The organism is Streptomyces odonnellii, assembly GCF_000981895.1.
Classification (GTDB): Bacteria; Actinomycetota; Actinomycetes; order Streptomycetales; family Streptomycetaceae; genus Streptomyces; species Streptomyces odonnellii.
In genome coordinates, this window is the sequence record NZ_LATD01000434.1 from 1 (window position 1) to 5,587 (window position 5,587).

Annotated in this window: 6 protein-coding genes and 1 pseudogene; 2 read left to right on the plus strand and 5 right to left on the minus strand. The window is 71.3% G+C overall.

What is annotated here, in order from left to right; all coding sequences use genetic code 11:
• Positions 1-103: 103 nt before the first annotated feature.
• Positions 104-727, plus strand: a pseudogene (locus WH07_RS32020) (HAD family hydrolase); the annotation flags it as partial.
• A gap of 119 nt (positions 728-846) precedes the next feature.
• Here WH07_RS32020 and WH07_RS32025 read toward each other — a convergent pair.
• Positions 847-1,104 carry a hypothetical protein gene (locus WH07_RS32025; RefSeq protein ID WP_046507936.1) on the minus strand — a complete coding sequence of 86 codons (258 nt, stop codon included), beginning with the start codon at positions 1,102-1,104 and terminating at the stop codon, positions 847-849.
• 177 nt (positions 1,105-1,281) lie between these two features.
• Here WH07_RS32025 and WH07_RS41860 point away from each other — a divergent pair, with 177 nt between their 5' ends.
• The gene (locus tag WH07_RS41860) at positions 1,282-1,665 is read left to right on the plus strand and encodes a cold-shock protein (RefSeq protein ID WP_046507938.1); all 384 of its coding nucleotides are present in this window, start codon (positions 1,282-1,284) and stop codon (positions 1,663-1,665) included.
• A 153-nt stretch (positions 1,666-1,818) separates the two neighbouring features.
• Here WH07_RS41860 and WH07_RS32035 read toward each other — a convergent pair whose 3' ends face one another.
• From WH07_RS32035 to WH07_RS32050, 4 genes are all read right to left on the minus strand, one after another.
• The gene (locus WH07_RS32035) at positions 1,819-2,703 is read right to left on the minus strand and encodes a 1,4-dihydroxy-6-naphthoate synthase (RefSeq protein ID WP_046507940.1); all 885 of its coding nucleotides are present in this window, start codon (positions 2,701-2,703) and stop codon (positions 1,819-1,821) included.
• Complete coding sequence (locus WH07_RS32040; RefSeq protein WP_046507942.1) at positions 2,700-3,461, minus strand: futalosine hydrolase; 762 nt, start codon at positions 3,459-3,461, stop codon at positions 2,700-2,702. The genes WH07_RS32035 and WH07_RS32040 overlap by 4 nt, the downstream gene beginning before the upstream one ends.
• Positions 3,462-3,507: 46 nt before the next feature.
• Entirely contained in the window at positions 3,508-3,987 is a 480-nt protein-coding gene (locus tag WH07_RS32045; RefSeq protein ID WP_046507943.1) for a hypothetical protein, read from the minus strand.
• 98 nt (positions 3,988-4,085) lie between these two features.
• Complete coding sequence (locus WH07_RS32050) at positions 4,086-5,483, minus strand: MFS transporter (protein WP_046507947.1); 1,398 nt, start codon at positions 5,481-5,483, stop codon at positions 4,086-4,088.
• Positions 5,484-5,587: the final 104 nt, after the last annotated feature.

Sequence of the window (5,587 nt, forward strand, 5' to 3'; positions counted from 1 at the left end):
GGCGAGTGCGGGTGCGGGCTGGGCCGGCTGAGGTCGAGGCTGGTTAGGTTTGGCTAAGTCTAAGCACCCGGTTCAAGCCATCCCCCTGGGCACAATGGGTGCCATGGCTTCCTCCACGGCCCGTCACGCGCCCACGGTCGGCTTTGACCTCGATATGACCCTCATCGACTCCCGCCCCGGTATTCACGCCGCCTACCTGGCACTTTCCGCCGAGACCGGGGTCCCGATCGACGCCGATCTCGCCATCACCCGGCTTGGCCCGCCGCTCGAAGAGGAACTGGCGCACTGGTTCCCCGAGGACCGGATCGAGGAGATGGGCGACCGCTACAGGGAGATCTATCCCACATTCGCCATCGCCCCGACCCCGGCGATGCCCGGCGCCCGTGAGGCGATCGCCGCGGTACGGGCGCTCGGCGGCCGGGCGATCGTCGTCACCGCGAAGCACGAGCCGAACGCCCGGCTCCATCTCAGCCACCTCGGCATCGAGCCCGACGCGGTCATCGGCTGGCTGTGGGCGGAGGCGAAGGGCGAGGCGCTGCGCGCGCACGGCGCGACGGTGTACGTCGGCGACCACACCGGTGATGTGCGCGGGGCACGTACGGCGAGAGCGCTCTCAGTCGCCGTACCGACCGGACCGTGCGACGAGGAGGAACTACGGGCGGCGGGCGCCGATGTGATCCTCCCGGACCTGACGGCGTTCCCTGCGTGGCTGAACGGCTACGCGGCGGCGCTGCCCGGCGACTTGGCGATCGCTCCGGCTGCCCCGGCTGCCCCGGCCGCTTCGGGCATTCCGGATACCTCGGGCACCTCGGGCACCGCGACCGCTCCGGTCACCCCGGTCACTGATCAGGCCGCCGATTTCGCCTGACGGCGCTGCGCCGCGATCGAACGCAGCACCCCCGCCCCGGCGATCAGGAATCCGACCCCCATCAGCATGCACACGGCGTACGCGAACGACGGGAACGGGTCCGTCCCCAGGAACAGCGGCGCCACAGTGATCAGTGTCGCGATCGCGCCGACGATGAAGACGATCGCACCGATACGGACGAGTCCGTCGCCGGGCCCGGGCTCGTCCGTGGTACGGGGTGCAGGAGTAGCAGTCACCTCACCAGGGTAGTTCCCTGCGGACAGCAGCGGACAGGAACCATCCGGCGACGTCTTGTCACCAGCCTCTGGACCATTAGCCTTGGGGGTGGCGGGTCGGTGGACCCGCTGTAGTGCTATCCAGAGCCCTTTTTGTGCGCGCCCAGCGCCCCAACGAGTACGAGGACGAGGACAGACGTGCCTACCGGCAAGGTCAAGTGGTTCAACAGCGAGAAGGGCTTCGGCTTTCTCTCCCGTGACGACGGCGGCGACGTCTTCGTGCACTCGTCGGTCCTCCCTGCCGGAGTCGACGCGCTCAAGCCAGGCCAGCGCGTGGAGTTCGGTGTGGTCGCGGGCCAGCGGGGAGACCAGGCACTCTCGGTGACGGTCCTCGACCCGACCCCGTCGGTCGCGGCGGCGCAGCGCCGCAAGCCCGACGAACTGGCCTCGATCGTCCAGGACCTGACGACCCTGCTGGAGAACATCACGCCGATGCTGGAGCGTGGCCGCTACCCCGACAAGGTCCATGGCGCGAAGATCGCGGGCCTGCTGAGGGCGGTCGCGGACCAGCTGGACGTATGACCCAGGAAGTCGCCTGACACCGAAAGTCGCCTGACACAGGAAGTCGCCTGACAGAGGAAGTCGCCCGCATCCGGACCGGGTTCGGGCCCCCGGCCCGACAACACCGGTTCCGGGCCGGATGATCCGGCCCCGGACCGGATGACCGGCCCCGGATCAGGTGAAACGCAGCGCGTCACGGCCGAGGGGCGGTACGAGTCCCTCGGCCGCGGCACGCGTGAGCAGCCCGTGGACCGCCGCGTAACCGTCGTCGCCCAGATCAGCGGTGAACTCGTTGACGTACAGCGCGATGTGCTGGTCCGCCACCGCCGGATCCATCTCCTGGGAGTGCTCCAGGACATACGGGCGTGAGGCCTCCGGATCGTCCCAGGCCATCCGTACCGACCTGCGCGCCGACTCCGCCAGCAGCTCCAGCGTCTCGGCACCCAGAGAGCGCTTCGCGATGATCGCGCCCAGCGGGATCGGCAGGCCGGTCGTGGTCTCCCAGTGCTCGCCCATGTCGGCAAGGCAGTGCAGCCCGTAATTCCGATAGGTGAACCGCGCCTCGTGGATGACGAGTCCGGCGTCCACCTTGCCGTCCCGTACCGCGGGCATGATCTCGTGGAACGGCAGGACGACCACCTCGCCCACCCCGTCCGGTACGACATCCGACGCCCACAGCCGGAACAGCAGATAGGCGGTCGACCGCTCGCTCGGTACGGCGACCGTCTTGCCGGTCAGGTCCGTGCCAGGCTGCCGAGTCAGTACGAGCGGACCGCAGCCGCGGCCGAGCGCGCCGCCGCAGGGCAGCAGGGTGTACTCGTCGAGGACCCAGGGCAGCACCGCGTACGAGACCTTCAGCACGTCCAGCTCGCCGCGCTCCGCCATGCCGTTGGTGATGTCGATGTCCGCGAAGGTGACATCGACAGCAGGCGCGCCCGGCACCCGGCCATGGGCCCAGGCATCGAAGACGAAGGTGTCGTTCGGGCAGGGCGAGTAGGCGATCCGCAGCGGGGCGGCGGGGGCCGGGGCTGCCTCGGGCACGGGTGACTGCGCGGTCATGACGGCTCCTCGAAGACCGGGGTGAGCAGCGTGAAGGCGTGCCGCAGCGATTCCAGCGCCCGGCCGATCTGCCAGGAGGCACGGTCGCGCGGTCCCACGGTGTTGGAGACCGCGCGGATCTCGGCACACGGTACGGAGTGGACGGCGGCGGCCTCCGCGACCCCGTACCCCTCCATCGCCTCGGCGGCGGCACGCGGATGACGCTCCGCCAGCGCGGCGGCGCGGACCGCCGTGCCGGTCGCGGTGGAGACGGTGAGAACGGGGGCGAGGACCGTGGGGGTCCCCGGATCGGCCCGGCCGGCGTCCAGGATCTTGGCGAACCGGGCCGCCAGTTCCGCCGGGGGCCGGTGGACGCTGCGCCCGAAGCCCAGTTCGTCGACCGGCAGATAACCGTCGGGCGTCTCGGCACCCAGATCCGCCGCGACCATCGAGTCCGCGACCACCAGCGAGCCGACCGGGGCGCGCCCCGCGAAACCGCCGCCGATACCGGCCGAGATGACGAGGTGGTACGGAGGGTCGTAGGGCGAGGCCGCCAGCGCGGTCGCGGTGGCGACGGCCGCCGCCGTCGGGCCGACCCCGCCGGCCAGCACATCCACCACCGGTATCTGCACGGAGCCCGGGCGCGGCGTGTACTGGGCGTGGCTCGCGATCTCGTATCCGCCGGTCAGTTCACGAACACCGCTGCCGGCGAACCGGCCGAGCCCCGCGACGACGGAGTCGGCCTCCGCCGCCACCGCCGTCACGACAAGTACGCGCATCGGGGGCCTTCCAGGAGGGCGCGGTCAGTGGCCGGTGGGCCGGAGGTCAGGAGGTCTTCTTGAACTCGAACTGCCAGATGCCGATCAGTTCCTTGCCGCTGGTCTCCACGATGCTGACCTGCGTGGAATTGGTCGTCTGGCCGGTCTGGCTGGCGAAGAACGCGCTTCCGGGGATCGTACGGTACGTCTTCTTGTACGGCTCCTGCTCGGCCTGCTGGCCGTCGATGAACAGGGTCCAGCCGTGCTCGGCGATGACCGGGTCGACGCCGAAGTGGACCTGGTCGTCCATCGCGACCTCGACGGTTCTCTCCGCCTTCTTGTTCAGACAGGGCTGGATGTCGGCGGGCTTGATCGCCGCGCCGTCGTTGTAGCAGGCGGCCTCGGTGTTGACCGAGTTGTCGCCGACCGTCACGGTGGCGAGCGGCGTCGGCTTGTCACAGGCGGCGAGGACGAGGAGCCCGGCGGATACGGCACCGAGGGCGACGCCGGCCCTGCGGGCTCTGCCAGAGAAGAACGCAACGGTCATGGGCCGAAGGCTATCGGTCGTACCGGCGGGGCCCGCGAGGGGGTACGGCGAGCCGCCCCTGGTCACGGTCGCGCGGGCGCCGTGCCGCGAGACCGGCGTCACGCCACGCGCGGGTGCGAGGCGCCGCCGTGTCTGGCCGCGGTGAGCAGCCCCCGTACGGCGGTCAGCGCCCCCGTACCGATGATCGCCGCGGCGACGGACATGCCCAGCACCCCGTTGAGCGGCAGCGCGATCCCGATCGCGCCCCCCACCACCCAGGACATCTGGAGCAGCGTCTCGGAGCGGGCGAAGGCGGAGGTCCGCACCTCCTCCGGTACGTCCCGCTGGATCACCGCGTCCAGGGACAGTTTCGACAGCGCCTGGCTCAGGCCCGCCGTCGCGCACAGCAGCGCCATCAGCAGGCCGCCGAAGAACAGTGCCGCGAGAATCGCCACGCCGAGCGCGATCCCCAGCATCGTGGCGATGATCAGCTCGGGACCGCGGGCCTTGAGCCAGGCGCCGATCGCGGTGCCCAGCGCGTTGCCCGCGCCGGCCGCGACGCCCACCACACCGAGGGAGACGGCCGCGGACTGGCCGGGCAGCGGGTGCTCGCGCAGCAGGAACGCGAGGAAGAAGATCAGGAAGCCGGAGAGGGCGCGGTGGGCCGCGTTGGCCTGGAGGCCGTGCAGGACGGAGGGGCCGACGGTACGGAGACCGGGCCGCCTCTCGCCGCGCTTTCCGTTCTTCCCGTTGCGGCTGTCGCCGTTGCGGTCCCCGTGGGTGACCAGGCGTGCCTTGCGCTCGCCCTTCGCCGAGTCGACCTTGTGCGGCAGGGTGAACGCCAGGAACGTTCCGCCGAGGAAGACCAGACTCGCGCCGTACAGCGGCCACTTGGGCCCGATCTGGTGCAGCCCCGCACCGATCGGCGCCGCGACACCGGTGGCGAGCAGCCCGGCGAGGGTGACCCGGGAGTTGGCCCGTACGAGCGAGAAGCGCGGTGGCAGCAGCCGCGGCACGACCGCGCTGCGGACCACTCCGTACGCCTTCGACGCGACGAGCACGCCCAGCGCCGCCGGATACAGCTCCAGGCCGCCGGTGATCACGGCGGCCGACATCATGACCGCGAGCGCGGCCCGGGTGAACATCGCGGCGGCCATGGCGGCGCGGCGGCCGTGCGGGAGACGGTCGAGGAGCGGGCCGATCACCGGGGCGAGCAGGGTGAAGGGGGCCATGGTGATGGCGAGATAGAGCGCGACCCGGCCGCGGGCCTCGTCGGTCGGTACGGAGAAGAAGACGGTCGAGGCGAGCGCGACGGTGATCATGACATCGCCGGCGCCGTTCACGGCGTGCAGCTCGATCAGCTTGCCGAGCCCCGACTCGCCCGCGCCGTGCGCGTGGGTGGCGCGGCGGATGCCCTTGGCGGTGCCGGTGACCGGCACGCGTACGGCATGCCCGATGGCCCGCCCGCTTCTGCGGAGCGGGCCGGCTGTGTCGTCGGACGACCTCGCGGCTGCCACCCCGTCATAGTGCCCCAACGGTCCGGGGCGCGAACCGATCCCGGCCATGACGGGGCCGTCACGGTGTCATGACGGAGGAGCCGGGGGGAGCGGGGGCGTGGGGC